Raw genomic sequence first — 20049 nt, 5'->3', positions numbered from 1 at the left:
AACCCGGTTCGAATGAATCCTCGACAGATATTTCGTGCGCGAAATAAATCACGGACTATATTTCGCATACGAAATAACTACCCGGACGAGGATGGCCATGACCTCCCAACCCATCGAGTTTTCCGCCGCAGACGGCTACGCGCTGCGCGGCACACTGTGGTCGCCGGACGCCGAGCCGCGCGCGCTGGTGCTGATCCATCCGGCAACGGCCGTGCCGGAGCGGTTGTATGCGGGCTTCGCGCGCTTCCTGACCGAACGCGGCTTCGCAGCGCTTACCTACAACTATCGCGGGATCGGTGCATCTCGCCCCGCGCGCCTGGGCGCGCTGAAGGCCCGCATGCGCGACTGGATGGAACTCGACGTGGGCGGCGCGACCGCGTGGGCGCGGCAGGCGTACGAAGGATTGCCGCTGCTGGCGGTCGGGCACAGCGTCGGCGGGCATGCGATCGGGCTGTCGGCCGCGACGCCGCACCTGCGCGCGGCGGTGCTCATCGCCGCGCATGCGGGCAGCACACGGCTGATCACGCAGGCAGCCGAACGCCTGAAGGTGCGGCTGATCCTGCGCGTGCTCGGCCCGCTGATGTCGGCGCTGCTCGGCTATGTGCCCGGCAAGCGGCTCGGGCTCGGCGAGGACATGCCGGCCGGCGTGTTCCGCGAATGGAGCCGCTGGACGACGCTGCCGCACTATTTCTTCGACGATCCGACACTCGGCGCGGCCGAGCGTTACGCGAAACAGCAGTTGCCGATCCTCGCGCTCGGCTTCGACGACGACCCGTGGGCGAACCCGACTGCGATCGGGCTGCTGGTAAGCTATCTGACCCGCGCGGCGGTCGAACGCCGCCAGATCGATCCGCACACGGCGGGCAGCGGCCCGGTCGGGCACATGGGCTTCTTCCGCAGCCGCCCCGGCACCGTGCTGTGGCCCGACGTGGCCGACTGGCTCGCGCAGGCACTCGACACGCCGCGAGCCGCGGGCCGTCCTTCCCTTTCCATTGCAGCCGGGAACCCAGCTTGAGCGAAGACCGACGACTGTTTTTCATGTTGAACATCGGCCAGCGGCGCGTGCAGCGCTGGATCGACCGCAAGGCGGAGACCGAGACGCGTGCGAGCGCCGCGCAGGCCGGCGTGCTGTTCTGCCTCGCGAAACAGGATGGCGCACTGATCGGCGAAGTCGGCGCCGCGCTGCAGCTTGCGCCGTCCGCGATGACGGGGCTCGCCGACCGGATGGCGAAAGCCGGCCTGATCACGCGTCATGCCGATTCGGACGACGGCCGCGCGACACGGTTATACCTGACCGACGAAGGCCACGCGGCACTCAAGCGTGCGCGCGTGCTGTTGCGCGAACTCAACGGCAAGCTGTGCGACGGGTTTTCCGACGACGAACTCGATGTCGTCGCGCGCTGGCTGCATGCGCTGCAGGAGCGGTTTCCGGTGGAACGCTGAGCGGCGGCGAAGACGCCGTGTCGTCACCGCCTTCCGAGTCACGCCGTACGCGTGATCTCACGTGCCGCGGCGCAAACGACGCAGCGGCACGTACCCGGTCAGGCTCAGGCAGCCTGCGGCAGCGCAGCGGCCACGGATCCCGCCTTCAGCGCCGCGACCTTGCCGATCGTATCGACGCACGCGTGCGCGAGTTCCGCGCCCTTCACGAGAAAGTGCTCGTGGAAGAATCCGACATGCTCGGCCGACCCGTGGAAATGATGCGGCGTCAGCACCGCCGACAGCACCACCACATCGGTTTCGAGCTGCACCTGCATGAGACCGGAAATCACCGCTTGCGCGACGAAGTCGTGGCGATAGATACCGCCATCGACGACCAGGCCGGCGCACGCGATGGCCGCATATTTGCCGGTTTTCGCGAGCAGTTTGGCATGCAGCGGAATTTCGAAAGCGCCTGCCACTTCGAAGAAATCGCAATCCGCCTGGCTCAGGTTCGCATTGACGAGTCCGTCGACGAACGCGTTTCGGCACTGGTCGACGATCTCCTTGTGCCAGCACGACTGGACAAAGGCGATACGCGGAGCGGCAGTGCGGGAGGGGGAAGCAAGTTGGGTCATCGATAGGTCCTGTGTGAGTTGAATGGGCGCACAGGGACAAGCCGCGTACCTTGCGTACGCAACGAACCCCGCTCTCTCTCATCCGGACTTTGACCGTCGGCCCCGGAATCCAACCGGGTCTGCTGACCTTGCCGGGCACATGCGTGCCGGCAAGCGCTCGCGGGCTACGCGCAATCGCGCGATTACCGCCGGTGGGGAATTTCACCCCGCCCCGAGAACGTTCGCGGCACATTGGCCGCGCCGGAAATCTATCACACTCCCGTCGCACTGGCGCTTCGACGTCACCGCTCGTTCCGTGCACCGGACGAACCCACGGCCCGCCTTTCCCGCGATCGGCTCGCCGCTCCAGTCGCCTTTTCGCCGATCCGACGGAAACCTTGCGACGACCTGCCATTCGGCTTGGAATTTGAAATGATATAACATATCATTTCGCGTGCTCGTCCGCCCGACGCCGTTCCACTTTGGGTGGCCGAGCCTCGCCGAGCCATGTTCCAACGGGTCACTGCGCGTCGCTGACGCAACAATATATCGTATCCAGCCGTGACTCGCATCGCTCGTTATCCGATCCGATTCCAACCGATTCACCGACCATGCGCGACCTCCCTCGTCTACCGCTTCGCCCGCTCTCGTCCCTTTCGCTGATCCTGTTCGCCGCCGTCGCGCACGCACAGACCGAACCACCCGCCGTGTCCGGCACGCCGCCGACCACTGCGCTCGCCCCGATCTTCGTGACCGCGAACCCGCTCGGCGACAGCGAACTGATCGCGCCGACCGTCCAGCTTTCTGGCGATGCGCTGACGCGCCGCCAGGCCGATTCGCTCGGCGAAACGCTGAACGGGCTGCCCGGTGTGTCGACCACCACCTACGGGCCGATGGTCGGCCGCCCGATCATCCGCGGGATGGATGGCGACCGGATCCGGCTGCTGCAGAACGGCGTCGCGGCCTACGATGCGTCGTCGCTGTCGTACGACCACGCGGTGCCGCAGGACCCGCTGTCGATCGAACGCGTCGAGATCGTGCGCGGCCCGGCTGCGCTGCTGTACGGCGGCAACGCGGTAGGCGGCGTCGTCAACACGATCGACAACCGGATCCCGCGCGAAGCGATCCAGGGCGTGACGGGGGCGCTCGACGCGCGCTACGGCGGCGCGAACTCGGTACGCGCGGGCGCCGCGCAGGTCGAAGGCGGCAACGGCCGCTTCGCGTTCCACGTCGACGCGTTCGACCGCGAAACGAGCAAGCTGCGAATTCCCGGCTACGCGCGCAGCAGCGCACAACGCGCGATCGACGGCCCCGACACGCCGCAGCCGTACGGCAACGTACCGAACAGCGACGGCCGCGTGCACGGTGGCGCGGTCGGCGCGTCGTACACGTGGGCGGACGGCTTCGCGGGCCTGTCCTACAGCGGCTACGAATCGAACTACGGCTCCGTCGCGGAAAGCGACGTGCGGCTGCGGATGCGCCAGGAACGCCTTGCACTCGCGTCCGAGATGCGCAACCTGAGCGGCCCGTTCACGAAGCTGAAATTCGACTTCGCATACACCGACTACCGCCACAAGGAAGTCGACAACGGCGAGACCGCGACCACCTTCCGCAATCGCGGCTACGAGGCGCGCATCGAGGCAACGCATCGCAAGATCGGCCCGTTCGAAGGCGCGATCGGCGTGCAGTTCGGCCAGAACACGTTCTCCGCGCTGGGTGACGAGATGCTCGTGCCGTCCACGCGCACGAACAGCGTCGCGCTGTTCGGCCTCGAGGAATGGCAGGTGGTCCCGGCGCTCAAGCTGAGCCTCGGCGGCCGTTTCGAGCACGTGAAGGTCGATCCCGATCCCGCCGGCGTCGAGAAATTCGCAGGGGCGCAGCCGCGCGAATTCAACGCGGGCAGCCTGTCGGCCGGCGCGCTGTTCTCGCTGACACCCGTGTGGTCGGTGGCAGCCAACGTCGCGTACACCGAACGCGCGCCGACCTTCTACGAGCTGTATTCGAACGGCCCGCACGATGCGACCGGCCAGTTCCTGATCGGCAACCCGAACGCGTCGAAGGAAAAGGCCGTGTCGACCGACCTGTCGCTGCGCTACGCGAGCGGCCCGAATCGCGGCAGCGTCGGCGTGTTCTACAACCGCTTCTCCAACTACCTGACCGAGTACAACACGGGCCGCGTCGTGGACGACGACGGCGAACCGGTCGCGCCCGGTACCGACGGCTCGCTCAACGAGGCGATCTACCGTGGCGTGCGCGCCGAGTTCTACGGCATCGAGCTGGACGGCAAGTGGCGCGCGTTCGCGCGGCGCGGCCATACGGTCGACCTGGAGCTGACGGCCGACTACACGCATGCGCGCAACGTCGACACGGGCCAGCCGCTGCCGCGCATCGCGCCGCTGCGCGCGACGCTCGCAGCCGACTACGGCTACGGCCCGTTCGGCGCGCGCGCGCAAGTCACGCATGCGTGGTCGCAGCATCGCGTGCCCGACAACGACTTCTCGACGGATGGCTACACGTCGCTCGGCGTGATGCTCACCTACAAGTTCCGCGTCGGCCCGACGCACTGGCTCGCGTACCTGCGCGGCGACAACCTGACGAACCAGGAGATCCGCTACTCGACCTCGGTCGTGCGCGGCTTCGCACCGGAAGGCGGCCGCAGCGTGATGGCCGGGTTGCGCACCACGTTCTGACCCTCTCACGGTCCGCGGCGCCCGCCGCGGGCCGCTTTCCGGCGCCCCCACTCCGCCGCGAATATCCGTTTATAGGCCATTACCGCCAATCGCGCGGCACACGCCGATGCCGCCACTCGGTTCCCTCCCCAATTAGCGTCCAACAAAAATCCTTTTATTCATCCATAAATCGAATCAAATTCATCAGACGATTATTAGCAAACAGACATTTTTTGTTTCGCCCAATAAAACCGGTTTCAAATTCCACGTATAAACCTTTGAATCACGGGCGCGCTGGCGGGTTTTGATCGAAATCAAGAACGCCCGCCTGGTAAGGTTTTCAGTGCTAAAAAAACTAATATCAGGGTTTTCAACGGGTAAAGAATCATCCGGTATACCCGTTAATGCCGGCACGAGCCCGTATCTGGTCGAACAATAATTTCAATTCGCTAACCACACGCACAGAGGCACACTGTGAAAATCGCCAGAATGAGCATCAAAACAAAACTCCTTGGCGGCTTCGGCCTGCTCGCCGCGGTCGTCGTGATCGTGTCGGGCATGGCACTCAAGGCGCTATCCGATACGAACGCCGAGTTTTCCCGCTACATGAACGGCATCAATGCGCGGGCGACCCTTTCCGCGCAAATCCGCACCGCGGTCGACCGGCGCGCGATCGCCGCGCGCAACCTCGTACTCGTGACCAAACCGTCCGACCTCGAGCTCGAACTGGCCGAGGTGAACCAGGCGCACAAGGACGTGCAGGACCATCTCGCGAAGCTCAAGGACATGATGGCGAACGCGACCGATACCTCCGATCGCGCGCGCGAACTGGTGGGCGACATTGTGCGCATCGAAGGCAGCTACGGGCCCGTCGCGCTGCGCATCGTCGGCCTCGCGCAGGCCGGCAAGAAGGACGAGGCGACCGCCGACATCGACGACAACTGCCGCCCACTGCTCGCGCAACTGGTACGCGCCACCGACGCATACGCGACCTATACGCATGAGCGCGAACTCGCGATCGCGCAGCAATTCGCGGATCGCTATGCGATGGAGCGCAACCTGCTGGCCGGCATCTGCCTGATCGCAGTCGCAGTCGCGGCATGCGGCGGCCTGTGGCTGACGCGCAAGATCACGGTGCCGATCGGCTCGGCTGTTGACGTCGCACGCACGGTCGCGAACGGCGATCTCGGCAGCCGCATCGACGTGAGCGGCAACGACGAGACGCGCGATCTGCTCGACGCATTGCGAACGATGAACGAGCGGCTGATCGGCATCGTCGGCCGCGTGCGCGATTCGTCGAACAGCATCGCGCACGCGGTCGGCGAGATCGCGTCGGGCAACCTCGACCTGAGCCAGCGCACCGAAGAACAGGCCGCGTCGCTGCAGGAAACCGCCGCGACGATGGAGGAATTCACGTCGACGGTGCGATTGAACGCGGAGAACGCGCAACAGGCCAGCTCGCTCGCCGCGAACGCATCGGACGTCGCACAGCGCGGCAGCTCGGTGGTCGGCCGCGTGGTCGACACGATGACGGAGATCGGCCACAGCTCGTCGAAGATCGCCGACATCACCGGCATCATCGAAGGCATCGCATTCCAGACCAACATCCTCGCGCTGAACGCGGCCGTCGAAGCGGCACGTGCCGGCGAACAGGGTCGCGGTTTCGCGGTGGTCGCGAGCGAGGTGCGCAGTCTCGCGCAACGTTCGTCGACGGCCGCGAAGGAGATCAAGGAACTGATCTCCGCGTCGGTGCAGACGATCCGCGACGGGTCCGAACTCGCGGGCGAAGCCGGCAAGACGATGTCGGACGTCACGCAGGCCGTAGCGCGCGTGACGGACATCATGGGCGAGATCGCGGCCGCATCGGCCGAGCAGAGCCGCGGCATCGACCAGGTGAACCTGACGATCACGCAGATGGACGAGACGACGCAGCAGAACGCGGCGCTCGTCGAGCAGGCCGCGGCCGCATCGAAGTCGCTCGAGGCGCAGGGCCGCGAGCTGTCCGAAACGGTTGCCGCATTCCGGATGCCGTCCGGCACGCACGTGACGTCGCCGGGCGCATACGCGCAAGAGCCCGTCGCGCATCACTGGCAACCGGCCACTGCGTAACCGATACCGCAAGGAGGCGACGATGCGCACGCTGTTCCGCCGTACTGCCTGCGTCACGCGTGCGCGCACCGCGCGAAGCGCGGCCGCACGCGGCACGCGGTGCGGCTGCGCATCGTCACCGTCCGGCGCGGCAGGTTCGCATGCACGACATCGTGCCTCGCCGATTCGCGTCGCGCGCTCGCGGCACGCATACGTGTAGCTCGGTGTAGCTCGCGCATCGGCGCAGCCGCCGTATCGACGGTCGTTTCTACCGACCGGTGAGAGGCTTCGTGCGCGCGTCGCGATCTGCACATCGTCACGCACGATCGCACGTGATACGCCCGCTTCCGCATCGCATGGCGCACGCTGCGTCTACAGCGTCGCGCAAGTTTCGATCCCGCCCGTGTATCGCGCGTTGCCACACCGGCGACATGGAGATCGCGCTGCATGCGCACGCGCACCGCTCGCCGATGCAGACTTTTAAAACGCACGAATGACGAGTATGCTTAAAAAAGCACTCCCCGTTCGGACGGCGAATCGCGTGCCCTGACTCCCGTCCGATCGCATTGCGGCCCCATCGCTGCGCACACTGCGTATCGATGGCGGCGTCTGCTTCTCGCGCCACGGCCGCACGAACCTTTCCCCCAACAATCGTCAGGAGAGCTGGTGAGCCGACTCGTCGTCGTATCCAATCGCATTGCAGATCCTCGTAAAGCCGCGGCCGGCGGGCTCGCCGTCGCCGTGAAAGACAGCCTGCAGGAATCCGGCGGTGTCTGGTTCGGCTGGAGCGGGAGGCTGCGCGGCGGCGACGATCAACCTACGCATGGCGACGAGGTGCAGATCCAGAACGTCGGCGGCATCCAGCTCGCGACGATCGATCTCGACCCGCAGGATTACGACGCGTACTACCTCGGTTATTCGAACAACGTGCTGTGGCCGGTGTTTCACTACCGGCTCGATCTCGCGCAGTTCGACCGCCGCTTCGCCGACGGCTACCGGCGCGTCAACCAGCTGTTCGCGCGCAAGCTGCGCACGCTGCTGCGGCCCGACGACACCATCTGGGTCCACGACTACCAGCTGATTCCGCTCGCCGCCGAGTTGCGCGCGATGGGCTGCACGAATCCGATCGGCTTCTTCCTGCACATCCCGATGCCGCCGCCGCCGATCATGGCCGCGATCCCGGAACACGAATGGCTGATGCGTTCGCTGTTCGCCTACGATCTCGTCGGCTTCCAGACCGAGTCGGATCTGCTCCACTTCGAGCATTACGTCGAAGCGGAAGCCGGCGCTGCACGGCTACCCGACGGCCGCCTGCGCGCGTTCGGCCGCACGCTGTCGGCCGGCGCATTCCCGATCGGCATCAACGTCGACGAGTTCGAATCGCTCGCGCGCGATCGCGACGGCATCGACATGTTCGAGCGGATGCGCGACGAGTATTCGCGCCGCCAGCTGCTGGTCGGCGTCGACCGGCTCGACTACACGAAGGGATTGCCGCAGCGCGTGCATGCGTTCCGCCAGTTGCTCGAGCAGTATCCGGAGAATCGCAACCGCGCGACGCTGATCCAGATCGCCGCGCCGAGCCGCGAGGATCTCGGCGCGTACGACGACCTGCGGCGCGAGATGGACAGCCTGTGCGGCGCGATCAACGGCGACTACGGTGAGCTCGAGTGGATGCCGATGCGCTACATTCACCGCACCGTCGCGCGCAAGCGCTTGCCGGGCCTTTATCGTGCGAGCCGCGTCGCGCTCGTCACGCCGCTGCGCGACGGGATGAACCTCGTCGCGAAGGAATTCCTCGCCGCGCAGGACGCCGCCGATCCGGGCGTGCTCGTGCTGTCGCGTTTCGCCGGCGCGGCCGAACAGTTGAAGTCGGCGCTGCTCGTCAATCCGTACGACACGCAAGGCACCGCACAGGCGATTCAGCGCGCGCTCGCGATGCCGCTCGAAGAACGCCGCCAGCGTCACGCGGCGTTGATGGCGATCGTGCGCAAGACCGACGTGCACTGGTGGCGTACGCGCTTTCTCGACGCGCTCGCCGAAGCCGCCGAAGTCGCGGCCGCGACCGAATCCTGACGCGCGCTCACGCGTCCGTCGCCGCGTATTCGAGCGCCGCGCCGTTCACGTCGCACAGGTCGACCGACACCGGAATGCCTTCGCGCAGGCTCTCCGTCAGCACGCAATACGCATCGAACTGATCGAGCACGCGCGTCGCGGCCGCGAGATCGGCCCACGTCTTGCCGATCGACAACCGTACCGACATCGCGCCCACCCGCACCCTGCCTGCTTCGTTCTGCACCATGTCGACGTCGATATGCGCGGCAATCGGCTGCGGATCGACATGCTGCTTTTCCAGCGCGAACAGCAGGCTCGCCGCGAGACAGGTCGCGACGGCCGCGGCCAGCAACCGGATCGGGTTCGGCCCGCGCCCGTCGCCGAGCGGCGGCGGTTCGTCAGTCAGCACCGGCGCCAGCGTCGTGCCGGCAAATGAAACTTCGAAACAGAAACGCGCCTGCTGCGCGACATCGACCGATACGTGCGCCTCGCTCATGGCGACTCCGTGATGATCATCGGGGAAAGGAATGCCGGCACGCAGTCGCTTCGACGCGCGCCGCTCGCAGGTTTGCGGCATCTTCAGCGATCGGGTTCGCGTGGCGGCCCGTACGCGACGAAATCGCGCTCGACCGAAGACGCCTGCTCCGTTTCGACCGCGCCGCCGCGTGCGCCGGCTTCGTCGTCCGGCGCCGCCGTCTTTGCCGGCGACGGTTCGACGCGCCCGTCGATCAGCGCCTGCAGCGCGTCGCGTTCGAGCACCTCGCATTGCAGTAGCCGTTGCGCGATGCGTTCGAGCGCCTCGCGGCGGTCGGCGAGCGTCGCCGCGACCCGTGCATGTGCGTCGGTCAGCAACGTATGCACCTCGTCGTCGATCATCCGCGCGGTGTGCTCGCTGCAGCGGCCGTCGCCCGCATGCCATGCGCCGGGCATGCCCTGGCGCGCATCGCCGTCGTCGAACGTCGCGAGCCCGATCTTCTCGCTCATCCCGTACTGCATGACCATGTGGCGCGCCATCGCGGTCGCGCGTTCGAGATCGTTCTGCGCGCCCGTCGACACGTCGCCGAACACGAGTTCCTCTGCCACGCGGCCACCGAGCAGCGCATCGATCCGGTCGAGCAGCTCGCTTCGACGCAACACGTAGCGATCCTCGGTCGGCACCTGCTGCGTATAACCGAGCGCCGCGACACCGCGCGGAATGATCGACACCTTCTTCACCGGATCGCAATGCGCGCGGCTTTCCGCGACGAGCGCGTGGCCGGCCTCGTGATACGCGATGGTCAGCTTCTCCTGCGCGTTCATCACGCGGCTCTTGCGCTCGAGGCCCGTCAACGCGCGGTCGATCGCCTCGTCGAAGTCGGCCATGCCGATCGCCGGCTTGCCGAGTTCGGCCGCATGCAGCGCCGCCTCGTTGACGACGTTCGCGAGATCGGCGCCGACGAAACCCGGCGTGCGCGACGCGAGTTCGCCGAGATCGACGTCGGCGGCGAGCTTCACGCGTTTCACGTGTACGCCGAGGATCTGCCTGCGGCCGTTCACGTCGGGCCGGTCGATCGCGATGTGGCGATCGAAGCGGCCCGGCCGCAGCAGCGCGGGATCGAGGATCTCGGGGCGGTTCGTCGCAGCCATGATGATCACGCCGGAGCCGGCCTGGAAACCGTCCATCTCGACGAGCAACTGATTGAGCGTCTGCTCGCGTTCGTCGTTGCCCGACATCGGCCCGACGCCGCGCACCTTGCCGAGCGCATCGAGCTCGTCGACGAACACGATGCACGGCGCCTTCTGCTGCGCCTGCTCGAACAGGTCGCGCACGCGCGCCGCGCCGACACCGACGAACATCTCGACGAACGCCGAGCCGCTGATCGAGAAGAACGGCACGGCTGCCTCGCCGGCCACCGCGCGCGCAAGCAGCGTCTTGCCGGTGCCCGGTGCGCCGACCACCAGCACGCCCTTCGGGATCTTGCCGCCGAGCCGCTGGTAGCGGTCGGGGTTGCGCAGGAACGCGACGAGCTGCTGCAGTTCGGCCTTCGCTTCGTCGATGCCCGCGATATCGTCGAACGTGATGCCGGTTTCCTGCTGCACGTACACGCGCGCGCGGCTCTTGCCCATCCCGGTGAAATCCTGCAGCCCGCCGCGCTTGCGCAACATCATGTTCCAGATGAACACGAACAGCACGAGCGGCAGCAGCCACGAGGCAAGCGATGCGATCCAGCTGGTATCGGGCGCGCCGTGATAGCGGATGCCGGCGGCGGTCAGCGTGTCGGTCAGGTGCTCGTCGGTCACGCGGTTGGTCGTGAAGCGCCACGGTGCGCCGGCCTGCTGCACGGCCGCCACTTCCGACGCCGGCAGCATCGTGCCGGCCTGCGGCATCTTCAGCGTGCCCGAGATCGCTGCGGGGCCGACTTCGAGATCGTCGACGAGCCGCGCGGTGACAAGCCGGTGGAAATCGCTGTACGCGATCGACGCCGACGTCGGATGCAGCATCAGCAACTGCGCGGCGAACAGCACGAAGAAGCCCGCCGCGATCAGCAATCCCGGGTAGTCGAATTTCCTGTCCATGGCATCGGGCCGGACGTGCACGCTACGTTGCGCGGCACGGCGGACGTGTGCGGGCGCACGCGCAGCCGGCGCGCGCCATCGGCGGCCATGCGGAAGCGGCATTCATGCGCGCCATCGTCGCCTCGCCTCATCGCCTCGTTCGTCGCATCAATGGCACCGCGACGACGCCGTCGGCCGGCGCCGCCGGGCAATCCTCGCCCGGGCGGCACGCTGCGACGCGCCGCCCCTGAATCCAGTCTAGCTCGCGCGCGAGCGTCGCGCATCGCCCGAGGCGCGACTCGAATCGTCCGACAAACACCTTTCACCCGCCCCCGTTGCCGCGTTATAGTCGCGTTCGTGACATTTTTGTGACAGACGCATCGCACCTGCCCGGATGCAACACGGGCCGTTGCTTTCCATCCCGCGGCGCGGCAGCCTGTGCGACACCGCCACGCATCACGCCCCCGTCCACCCGCCCATTCGAGGAACCCACGACGTGAACGACACCCCCGATCGCCCCGACGACCTTCCCGCCGATCCCGACCGCCGCCGAGTGCTCGGCGGCCTCGCCGCGCTCGGTGCGGGTGTCGCGCTCAGCGGCTGTGAATCCACGGCAGGCAGCGCGCCGCGTTCCGCCGCCGACCTGCGCATCGACGAAGCGTTGCGCCAGCGCGTGCGCCACATCGTCGTGATCTATGCGGAAAACCGCAGCTTCGCGAACCTGTACGGCGATTTCCCGGGCGTGCGCCATCCGCTGAGCGAGGTGCGGCCCGAACACGCGCAGCAGCTCGATCGCGACGGCAAGACGCCGCTGCCCGTGCTGCCGAAGATCTGGGGCGGGCTCGTGCCGCAGGCGCAGGAAGTGGACGGCAAGCGCTACGCGATCGCCGAGCGCGACATCGACAAGCTGCCGAATGCGCCGTTCCTGATTACGGACGCACAGGGCAAGGCGCTGCCGAACGGCGTGATCACGCGCGACCTGTGGCACCGCTTCTACCAGAACCAGATGCAGATCGCGGCCGGCCGCAACAACCAGTTCGCCGCGTGGGCCGATTCGGGCGGCCTCGTGATGGGCCACTATCGCAACTCGGCCGACACGCTGCGGCTGTGGAATCTCGCGCGGCAATACACGCTGTGCGACAACTTCTTCATGGCGGCCTTCGGCGGTTCGTGGATGAACCACATGTTCCTGATCTCCGCGCAGCCGCCGCTGTATCCGGACGCGCACAAGCATCCGCATGCGGCGAAACTGCTGTCGAAGGTCGAAGGCGACGATCCCGCCGGTACGCGCCTGAAACTCGCCGACAATTCGCCTGCGTCCGCGCTCGACGGCCCGCCGAAGTTCGCCGCCGACGGCGCGCTGACGCCGGACGGCTACGGCGTGAACACGATGGCGCCGCCGTACCAGCCGAGCTACGTGCCGCCGCCCGATCCGGGCAACGCCGCGTATGCGGATCCGGCCGACCATCGCGTGATGCCGCCGCAGGGTTATGCGACGATCGGCGACCGCCTGTCGGAAAAGAACGTCGACTGGGCGTGGTACAGCGGCGCGTGGCAGTACGCGCTCGAACATCGCGATACGGGCAACGTGCCCGATTTCCAGTACCACCACCAGCCGTTCAACTATTTCGCGAACTACGCGCCCGGCACCGACGCGCGCAGCAAGCACCTGCGCGACGCCGGGCTCGGCGACGCGCCGTCGACCAACCACTTCATCGCCGACATCGATGCCGGCCGCCTGCCGGCCGTCACGTTCTACAAGCCGCAGGGCAACCTGAACATGCACGCCGGCTACGCGGACATCGAATCGGGCGACCGTCACATCGCGACCGTGATCGACCATATCCGGCGCGGTCCGCAATGGGACAACACCGTGATCGTGATGACGCACGACGAGAACGGCGGCTGGTGGGATCACGTCGCGCCGCCGGAAGGCGACCGCTGGGGGCCGGGCTCGCGGATTCCGGCGCTCGTGATCTCGCCGTTCGCGAAGAAGGGTTTCGTCGATCACACGCTGTACGACACGAACTCGATCCTGCGCTTCATCAGCCGCGTGCACGGGCTCGCGCCGCTCGACGGCGTGGTCGCGCGCAACAAGGCGTTCGCCGCGCGCGGCGCGACGCCGCCGGGTGATCTGACGAATGCGCTCGATCTCGGCTAAGCGCCGACTGGCCTGACTGGTTGGCGGCTTGACCGCTTGACTGCTGGAAACGACGACGCCCCGGGCAATGCGATTGCCCGGGGCGTCGTTCATTTCCGGCCTGACAACGCTACGCGGCGCGGCGCACTGCGTCGCACTCCACTTGCGCGGCGTGACGCCCGGCCTGCCGGCCGAAGAACGTCGCGTCGGCCAGCGACAGCCCCGAGCTGTACCCGGCGCCCCAGCGCGGCAGCCCGCAGGTCGTACGGCCCGCCGCATAGAGCCCCGGCACCGGCGCGCGTGATGCATCGACCACCTGCCCGGTCGGCAGCGTGTCGAGCCCGCCGAGCGTGAAGTGCGGATAGAACGCATAGTCGATCCGGCAATCGAGCGCGACGAACGGCGGCTCGATCAGCGGCTGCAGCCACTTCTTCGCCTTGTGGAACAGCGGATCGACACCTTCGGCCGCATGGCGGTTGTACACGTCGACGGTCGCCGTCAGCGTGCCGGCCGGCATCTGCAGGTCGCGTTCGACTTCCTCCCACGTTTCGCCAGCCGCCGCGATGCCGATCCGCGCGATCGCAGGCGGCTCCTGATACGTCGCCTGGTCGACGAGCAGGTAGATCCGGTCGTCGGCCTGGTGAAATGCGTGATGACCCGTGCGGCCGTGATAGCCGTCCTCGTTGATGAAGCGCTGGCCGCGCGCGTTCACGAAGATGCCCTTGATCAGCGCTTCGGGCGCGTAGAACGGCAGGCTGACGAAGCCCTGATCCATGTGGATCGCCGCGCCGCCCGCGCTCTGGCCGAGCAGGATGCCCGAGCCGTCGTCGCCGGGGCTGCCGATCGGTTCGTCCGAGCGCAGGAACTGCGGCGCGTGCCGGCGCACCATCTCGCGGTTCATCGCGAAGCCGCCTGCGCACAGGATCAGCGCGCGACGCGCCCGCACGAACGCCGTCTCGCCATAGGCGCGCAGCACGACGCCGCGCACCGTGCCGCCATCATCGACGATCAATGCGAGCGCGCGCGTGTCGTAGCGCGTCGCGACGCCGAGCGCCGCGACGCGTTCGGCCAGCACGCGCATCAGCATCTGCCCGCCGCCCCAGCCCGGCCATTGCGGCGTGTGCCCGCGCGGGCACGGCTTCGCGGCCTCGCTGAACGGCCAGGCTTCCTCGCTGCCCGACCAGATCAGGCAGTCGTCGGTTTCCGGTTCGACGATCCGCTCTGCGATGAACGTGTTCTTGTACGTGAGGCCTTGCGCGACGAGCCAGTCGTGGTGCGCCAGGCTTTCGTTCGCGTAGAGGCGCACCTTCGCGTCGTCGGCGTCGCGGCCGCCGGCCAGCATCAGGTAGCGGTACAGATCCTCGGTGTCGTCGGTAAAGCCGGCCTGCCGCTGGGCAGGCGTGCCGCCGCTGCCGCCGAGGTAGATCTCGCCGCCCGACAGCGCGCTCGTGCCGCCATAGCTCGATGCGCGCTCGACGATCAGCGTGTCGGCGCCGGCGCTCGCGGCCTCGATCGCCGCGCAGGCGCCGGCCGCGCCGAAGCCGACGATCACGACATCGTGTTCGGCGTCCCAGTGATGCACGTCGCGGGTATTCAGGGGGTGAGTCAGGGAATAGTCGGATGACATGAGGAATGGGTCAGCGTTGGGGAAATCTGCGGAAAGCGGCGGATGTGACGAGGGCCTGACAGACGTTGCAGCGTGGACGTCGTCGCAATGCCCTGTTGCCGGGATGGTTGCGAGACGGCGCGCGTGCCAGACGCTCACCGCCTCATGTCCGGATGAAGTCGAACCGCGTGAAACCGGATCGCCCCAAGGTGATGCAACCGTGGGCGTAGCAAAAGACATCCGTACGCCATCGCGCGCCACGGCTTCCGCGCTGCGCGACGCGCGGCCGCATCGGCGCCGGCGTCGGCACTGGCGTCACATGCCGCGCATCGCGGCGAAACCGAAGTGCGACGGATCGATCGGCACGCATCCGATCGGCAAACCATTCGCGTCGACCGAGCGGCATTGCAGGATGCCGGCTGCATACGGCGGCGACGGGATCTGATCGGCGCCGTATCGCGCCATCGCCATGGCAGCGAACGTGCCTATCGCCAATACGCACAGCTTGCGAGTCGTCAGTCTCATGATCGTCGTCCCCTCCGGTTGTCCGCTGGTGCGGTTCGTGTCCGGCGTGCATCGCATGCGGCACCGGATGACTGCACGGTAGCCAGCGCCCGGCCACCGGCCATCGTCCGTTTCGACTAGGGGCAAACGCTGAGCGGACGATGCGCGACCTGCCGCATCGCAACATCGCGCACCGCGGCTTCGCTCACATGGATGAAACGCGGCACGTCGCGCGCCTGTCGCAGCCGGCCACACGAATCGTCTGACGCATGTCGCGCGCCGGTCGCTGCGCCGCACCATCCATGCGTCCTCATGTGACGCGTCACGGCCTGACCCGGTGTTTTCCCCGACCCTTGCCCTGCTCCGTATGGATGATGAATCCCGGCCTGCCCGGTGCGAACCTGCGCGTCGACGTCGCAATGCCGCCGCGTCGGCCCGCCTCGCGCGGCCGACGCGTTCCGTTCTTCCACGGGAGCCAACGCATGACCGATTCCAATCCCCGCCACGCGCTGTACGAACTGGCGTGCCGCTACGCGCAAGCCGTCGACCGGCGCGACTGGCCACGCCTCACCGCACTCTTCACCCCCGATGCCAACCTGGCCGGCCCCGGCTTCCGCTTCGACGACCGCGACGCGATCGTCGCGGGCATGCGCGTGATCGAGCGCTACGAAGCGACCCAGCATCACGTGCACAACCAGCTCGTCACGCTCGACGGCGGCGAGGCCGATGTCGAAACCTACGGCGTCGCCTGCCACGTCTACGTGCGCGACGGCGTGAAGCGCAAGCTCGACTGGGGGCTGCGCTATCGCGACCGCTGCGTGTTCGACAGCGGCACGTGGCGCTTCGCCGCGCGCACGCTGCACGTCGACTGGGCCCAAGACCTGCCGCTGGAGGGCTGAACGATGCGCACCCCTGCTCCCCTCAACGGCCACACCGCGCTCGTGACGGGCGGCGCCGGCGGCATCGGCGCGGCCTGCGCGCACGCGCTCGTCGCCGACGGCGCGGCCGTCGTGCTGATGGGCCGCCGCCGCGATGCGCTCGAACGCACGCAGCGGCAATTGACCGACGCGGTACCCGGCAGCCGCGTCGCGATCCATGCGGGCGACGCCTGCGACGAGGCCGACCTGCAAGCCGCGCTCGACTGCGCATGGGCACTCGACAAGCGCCTCGACATCGTCGTGCCGACGGTCGGCGGTGCGGGCTTCCGGCCGCTGCTGCTGCACGACGCCGACACCTTCCGCGCCGAAATCGACCTGAACCTGCACAGCGCGTTCGCTGCGATCCGTCATGCCGCCCCGCGGCTCGCCGACAGCGGCGGCGGCGCGATCGTCTGCATTTCGTCGACGGCCGCGCAGATCAATTTCCGCTGGCTGTCCGCGTACTGCACCGCGAAGGCCGCGCTCGAAGCGCTCGTGCGCGGCGCGGCCGAGGAACTGGCCGGCGCGAAGATCCGCGTGAACGCGGTGCGCCCGGGCCTCACGCGCTCCGAAGCCACCGCGCCGATGTTCGACAACCGCGCGCTCGTCGACAGCTTTCTCGAACAGATCCCGCTCGGCACGCTCGGCGAGCCGGAAGCGATCGCGCATGCAGTGCGCTATCTCGCCGGCCCCGAGTCGGGCTGGGTGACCGGCCAGAGCTTCGCGGTCGACGGCGGCCATGAGCTGCGCACCAACCCGCGCGTCGACGACACGATCGCGCAGATCTACGGCACGGCCGCGCTCGACGCGATCAAGGCCGGCCGCGTGCCGGGCGCCGCATGAGTGCCGGCCTTCTTTCAACCTCAAAGGAATTCGACCGACCATGAATCGAGTCGCAAACAAGGTCGCGCTGGTCACCGGCGCGGCAAGCGGCGTCGGCCGCGCGGATGCGCTGCTGCTCGCCGCCGAAGGCGCGCGTGTCGTGCTGACCGACATCGACGAGGACGCGGGCCGTGCGCTCGCACGCGAGATCGGCGACGCGGCGCTGTTCGTCCGCCACGACATCGCCGACGAAGCCGGTTGGCAGCATGCGATCGCATCGACGCTCGACCGCTTCGGCCGTCTCGACGTGCTCGTCAACAACGCGGCGATCTGCCCGGTCGGTTCGATCGAGGACACGAGCCTCGACACGTGGCGGCGCGTGATGCGCACCAATGCCGATGGCTATTTCCTCGGCTGCAAGTATGCGATCGGCGCGATGAAGGGGAACGACACGCCGGGCTCGATCGTGATGATGTCGTCGGTCGCCGCGCTCGGCGGGTTGCCGATGATGTGCGCATACACCGGGTCCAAAGGCGCGGTGACGGCGCTCGCGCGCAGCGTCGCCGTGCACTGCAAACGCAGCGGTTACCGGATCCGCTGCAACTCGATCCATCCGGACGGGATCTGGACGCCGATGACGCAGGCGCTGATGCCCGATCTCGACCCGGCCGCGCTCGGTATCGGCAGCGATCCGATGGCGCGCATGTGCGACCCGCAGGACGTCGCGAATCTCGTGCTGTTCCTCGCGTCCGACGAATCGCGTTTCGTGAACGGTGCGGAGCTGCGGATCGACAACGCACAACTGGTGTCGTCGCTGTGACGCGACGCCCTGCCTTCCCGTTCAAAGGAGTCCATCGATGATTTCATTCACCGGCAAGACCGTGCTGATCACCGGCGGCGGCGCTGGCATCGGCCGTGCGTGCGCGGAAGCGTTCGGCGCGGCCGGCGCGCGCGTCGCAGTGGCCGAGATCGACCCGGCCCGCGCGCAGGACGTGCGCCAGGCGCTCGAAGCGGCGGGCGTCGATGCGCTCGTCGGCACCGTGGACGTCACGCGCCGCGACGAGGTCAATGCATTCGCGCGAACCGTCGACGCACGTTTCGGCGGCCTCGACGTGCTCGTCAACAATGTGGGCGATTTCCTGCAGATCGCGAAACCGTTCGACGACTATACCGACGACGACATCGCGCGACTGTTCGACGTGAACCTGCGCCAGGTCTTCATCGTCACGCGCGCGATGCTGCCGTTGCTGCGCAAGCGCGGTGCGGGCAGCAGCATCGTCGGCGTGTCGTCGATCGAAGGCTTTCGCGCGATTCCGAACTGCACCGTGTACGCGTCGTTCAAGGCTGCGTTGACCGGATTCACGAAGAGCCTTTCCGTCGAACTCGGGCCGGCCGGCATTCGCGTGAACCAGATCGCTCCCGAGACCACCGAGACGCCTCAGGTGCCTGTGAGCGCAATGGTCGCGGCCGAGCATCGCGAGCACATCCCGCGCTGGATCCCGCTCGGGCGCTTCGGCGCGGCCGGCGATATCGCGGGCGCCGCGCTGTTCCTCGCGAGCCCGCTCGCCGCGTGGATCACCGGCACGACGCTGCATGTCGACGGCGGCGCGCTCGCGGCGGCCGGCTGGTATCGCGACCCGAACGGCTTCTGGACCAACATGCCCGTCGTCACGGGCAACGGCTTCAACTTCTGAGCGGCACCGCTCGCCTGTTCATTTCACGCGGCGCGGTTGCGCCGCTACGGGAGACACCATGAAGATCCTGATCGTCGGCGGCACCGGCCTCATTGGCGGCCATGCCGCGCTGTACCTGCACGCGCAGGGCAACCACGTCACGCTCGCCGCGCGCAAGCCGCCCGCGCCCGGCAGCGCGCTCGCGCAGTTCGACTTGCTGCTGCGCGACTACGTGGCCGGCAACTTCACGCGCGACGATCTCGCGCCGTTCGATGCAGTGGTGTTCGCCGCCGGCAACGACATCCGCCACCTGCCGCCCGGCACCGACGAAGCTGCGCACTGGGAACGCGCGAACGTCGACGCGGTGCCGCGCTTCTTCGCGCTCGCACGCGACGCGGGCGTGAAGCGTGCGGTGCTGGTCGGCAGCTTCTATCCGCAAGTCGCGCCGGCGCTCGTCGACACGGTGCCGTACGTGCGCTCGCGCCATCTCGCCGACGAACGCGTGCGTGCGCTCGCGACGCCGTCGTTTGCCGTCTGCAGCGTCAATGCACCGTTCGTCGTCGGATCGGTGCCGGGGCTGCACAACGAGATGTTCGCTGCCTACACGGGCTATGCGCAGGGTCAGTTCGCGGGGCTGCCCGTGTTCGGGCCGGCCGGGGGCAGCAACTTCATCTCGACGCAATCGCTGTCGGAAGCGATCTGGGGGGCGCTGCAGCGCGGCGAAACGGGCAAGGCCTACCTCGTCGGCGACGAGAACCTCAGCTTTGCCGACTACTTCGCGGCCTTCTTCCGCGCGGCCGGCAATCCGCAGGACGTGCCGTCGCTCGACCAGGAGCATCCGCTGCTGCCCGACATGGCGATCTACACGGGGCGCGGCAACGTCGTGTCGTACGAGCCCGATCCGGCCGACAGCGCGCTGCTGCGCTACCGGCGCGGCGACGTGCAGCGCGCGGTGGATGAAGTCGTCGCGCATTGCCGCGCGCAGTAAGCGAACGGTGCGCGTGTAG

16 protein-coding genes and 1 riboswitch are annotated in these 20049 nt (G+C 67.7%); of the genes, 11 read left to right on the top strand and 5 right to left on the bottom strand.

Annotation, left to right across the window (positions count from 1 at the left end):
* The first annotated feature begins 97 nt into the window (after nt 1–97).
* Nucleotides 98–1015, top strand: a complete 918-nt coding sequence (locus BCEP18194_RS30415; RefSeq protein WP_011355130.1) for an alpha/beta hydrolase family protein — start codon at nt 98–100, stop codon at nt 1013–1015.
* Nucleotides 1012–1443 carry a MarR family winged helix-turn-helix transcriptional regulator gene (locus tag BCEP18194_RS30410; protein WP_011355129.1) on the top strand — a complete coding sequence of 144 codons (432 nt, stop codon included), beginning with the start codon at nt 1012–1014 and terminating at the stop codon, nt 1441–1443. Before BCEP18194_RS30415 ends, BCEP18194_RS30410 begins: the two co-directional genes overlap by 4 nt.
* A 104-nt stretch (nt 1444–1547) precedes the next feature.
* Here BCEP18194_RS30410 and BCEP18194_RS30405 read toward each other — a convergent pair whose 3' ends face one another.
* Entirely contained in the window at nt 1548–2057 is a 510-nt protein-coding gene (locus BCEP18194_RS30405; protein WP_011355128.1) for a 6,7-dimethyl-8-ribityllumazine synthase, read from the bottom strand.
* Between the two features lie 66 nt (nt 2058–2123).
* Nucleotides 2124–2280, bottom strand: a riboswitch (FMN riboswitch).
* Between the two features lie 367 nt (nt 2281–2647).
* On the opposite strand from BCEP18194_RS30405, the gene BCEP18194_RS30400 reads away from it, so the two are divergent.
* The 3 genes from BCEP18194_RS30400 to otsA all read left to right on the top strand — a co-directional run bounded on the left by BCEP18194_RS30400 (nt 2648) and on the right by otsA (nt 8866).
* Nucleotides 2648–4726, top strand: a complete 2079-nt coding sequence (locus BCEP18194_RS30400) for a TonB-dependent receptor (RefSeq protein ID WP_011355127.1) — start codon at nt 2648–2650, stop codon at nt 4724–4726.
* A gap of 468 nt (nt 4727–5194) precedes the next feature.
* Nucleotides 5195–6814: a methyl-accepting chemotaxis protein gene (locus BCEP18194_RS30395; RefSeq protein ID WP_011355126.1), complete on the top strand. Its 1620-nt coding sequence runs from the start codon at nt 5195–5197 to the stop codon at nt 6812–6814.
* 645 nt (nt 6815–7459) lie between these two features.
* Nucleotides 7460–8866, top strand: coding sequence for an alpha,alpha-trehalose-phosphate synthase (UDP-forming) (otsA, locus tag BCEP18194_RS30390; RefSeq protein ID WP_011355125.1), 1407 nt, complete (start codon nt 7460–7462; stop codon nt 8864–8866).
* 7 nt (nt 8867–8873) lie between these two features.
* Here the strand turns inward: otsA and BCEP18194_RS30385 are convergent, their stop codons facing one another.
* Entirely contained in the window at nt 8874–9341 is a 468-nt protein-coding gene (locus tag BCEP18194_RS30385) for an OsmC family protein (RefSeq protein ID WP_011355124.1), read from the bottom strand.
* 83 nt (nt 9342–9424) lie between these two features.
* Nucleotides 9425–11401 (bottom strand): ATP-dependent zinc metalloprotease FtsH, encoded by a 1977-nt coding sequence (ftsH, locus tag BCEP18194_RS30380; RefSeq protein WP_041493297.1) that lies wholly within the window; start codon nt 11399–11401, stop codon nt 9425–9427.
* Nucleotides 11402–11876: 475 nt separating this feature from the next.
* On the opposite strand from ftsH, the gene BCEP18194_RS30370 reads away from it, so the two are divergent.
* On the top strand, nt 11877–13541 hold the full coding sequence (locus BCEP18194_RS30370; RefSeq protein WP_041493295.1) for an acid phosphatase: 1665 nt from the start codon (nt 11877–11879) through the stop codon (nt 13539–13541).
* A gap of 109 nt (nt 13542–13650) precedes the next feature.
* Here BCEP18194_RS30370 and BCEP18194_RS30365 read toward each other — a convergent pair whose 3' ends face one another.
* Entirely contained in the window at nt 13651–15147 is a 1497-nt protein-coding gene (locus BCEP18194_RS30365) for an FAD-dependent oxidoreductase (RefSeq protein ID WP_011355121.1), read from the bottom strand.
* A 294-nt stretch (nt 15148–15441) separates the two neighbouring features.
* Complete coding sequence (locus tag BCEP18194_RS30360) at nt 15442–15651, bottom strand: hypothetical protein (RefSeq protein WP_041493573.1); 210 nt, start codon at nt 15649–15651, stop codon at nt 15442–15444.
* 461 nt (nt 15652–16112) lie between these two features.
* On the opposite strand from BCEP18194_RS30360, the gene BCEP18194_RS30355 reads away from it, so the two are divergent.
* The 5 genes from BCEP18194_RS30355 to BCEP18194_RS30335 are packed head-to-tail and all read left to right on the top strand — an operon-like array spanning nt 16113 to nt 20030.
* Complete coding sequence (locus tag BCEP18194_RS30355; RefSeq protein ID WP_011355119.1) at nt 16113–16529, top strand: nuclear transport factor 2 family protein; 417 nt, start codon at nt 16113–16115, stop codon at nt 16527–16529.
* 3 nt (nt 16530–16532) lie between these two features.
* Nucleotides 16533–17390, top strand: coding sequence for an SDR family NAD(P)-dependent oxidoreductase (locus BCEP18194_RS30350; RefSeq protein WP_011355118.1), 858 nt, complete (start codon nt 16533–16535; stop codon nt 17388–17390).
* Between the two features lie 40 nt (nt 17391–17430).
* A complete protein-coding gene (locus BCEP18194_RS30345; protein WP_011355117.1) occupies nt 17431–18189 on the top strand; it encodes an SDR family oxidoreductase in 759 nt (252 codons plus the stop codon).
* A 40-nt stretch (nt 18190–18229) separates the two neighbouring features.
* Nucleotides 18230–19063 (top strand): SDR family NAD(P)-dependent oxidoreductase, encoded by an 834-nt coding sequence (locus BCEP18194_RS30340; protein ID WP_208860745.1) that lies wholly within the window; start codon nt 18230–18232, stop codon nt 19061–19063.
* Nucleotides 19064–19121: 58 nt separating this feature from the next.
* On the top strand, nt 19122–20030 hold the full coding sequence (locus tag BCEP18194_RS30335) for an NAD-dependent epimerase/dehydratase family protein (RefSeq protein WP_011355115.1): 909 nt from the start codon (nt 19122–19124) through the stop codon (nt 20028–20030).
* The last annotated feature ends 19 nt before the right edge of the window (nt 20031–20049 follow it).

It is taken from the genome of Burkholderia lata (assembly GCF_000012945.1).
Lineage (GTDB): Bacteria > Pseudomonadota > Gammaproteobacteria > Burkholderiales > Burkholderiaceae > Burkholderia > Burkholderia lata.
Note: the sequence above shows the minus strand (reverse complement) of the source record. Positions and strands in the feature narration are given on the sequence as shown.